Raw genomic sequence first — 1,032 nt, forward strand, 5'->3', positions numbered from 1 at the left:
GGCCACCCCCACGCCGAAGACCAGCACAGCGCCGCAGACGAGCGCGACGCCGCAGGCCGGCCCGACCGCGAGCTCCAGCGCGAGCGCCGCGAAGCCCAGCCCAGCCGCGTCGGCCTCCCCTGAGGCAGCCACCCCGGCCACACCCGCGGCCGCCGCGGCCGCCCCTCGGGCGCAGCTCACGGGCAGCAGCGTCAATTGGGCGTTGGTCGCCGGCATCGGCACGCTCCTGGCCGCTTCTCTCGCCGGCGCGTTGGGGGTGCGGCGGATCCTGCAACAGCGCCAGCGCCGCGCGGGAGAGACGATCGCGCAGGACAGCGTCCCGACCGATGTGGAACTGGTCCTCGACGCGACGGCGGAGCCGCAGGGCATCGACTTCCTCGACCACGCCCTGCGGGCCCTGGCCCACCAGGCCGCCGAAGAGGGCATCGCCCTGCCGGCGCTGCGCGGTGCGCGCCTCACGGCCGACGGAATCACGCTCCTGCTGGACGAGCCGGCCGACCCCATCGCCCCGTTCACCACCGGTCCAGAGGCCCGCACATGGGCACTCGGCCCCGCGGCGGTGTTGCCGACGGTCGAGGAACTCGGGGACGTTCACGCCCCCTACCCGGGTCTGGTCACGCTCGGGGCGGACGACGACGGTCTCGTCCTGGCGGACCTGACGACCTGCGGTGTCCTGCTCCTGGACGGAACCCCGGACGAGGTTCTCGAAGTCGCCCGCGCCCTCGCCCTGGAACTCGGCACGTGCCGCTGGACCGATTACAGCGAGATCCTCACCACCGGACTCGGCGCCCGACTGTCCGGACTCCTGCCGCAGGGCCGCATCCGCACCATGCCCCACCTCCCGGCCGTCGCCACCGACCTCGGTGAACTCCTCCTCGAAGCCCATCAAAGCGGCGAACAGGTCCTGCCGTGGCTGATGATCGGCGCGGGTGAGCACGACGAGGAACACGTCACGCAGCTCGCCGACGCCCTCGCGACCCCCCGCACCCTGCGAACCGCGATCGTCCTGCCCGCCACTGCTGCGGCCCGGCG

The 1,032-nt window shown here is 73.8% G+C and carries 1 protein-coding gene and 1 pseudogene; one reads left to right on the forward strand and one right to left on the reverse strand.

Features of this window, described 5'->3' with window-relative positions:
• A partial coding sequence (locus tag ADK55_RS15665) for a hypothetical protein (RefSeq protein ID WP_234350056.1) occupies nt 1–216 on the reverse strand: 216 nt, incomplete at its 3' end.
• Here ADK55_RS15665 and ADK55_RS15670 point away from each other — a divergent pair.
• A pseudogene (locus tag ADK55_RS15670) lies at nt 203–1,032 on the forward strand (hypothetical protein); the annotation flags it as partial. The gene ADK55_RS15665 and the pseudogene ADK55_RS15670 sit on opposite strands and share 14 nt — an antisense overlap.

The sequence above is a fragment of the Streptomyces sp. WM4235 genome (genome assembly GCF_001279725.1).
In the GTDB taxonomy this organism is placed as follows: Bacteria; Actinomycetota; Actinomycetes; order Streptomycetales; family Streptomycetaceae; genus Streptomyces.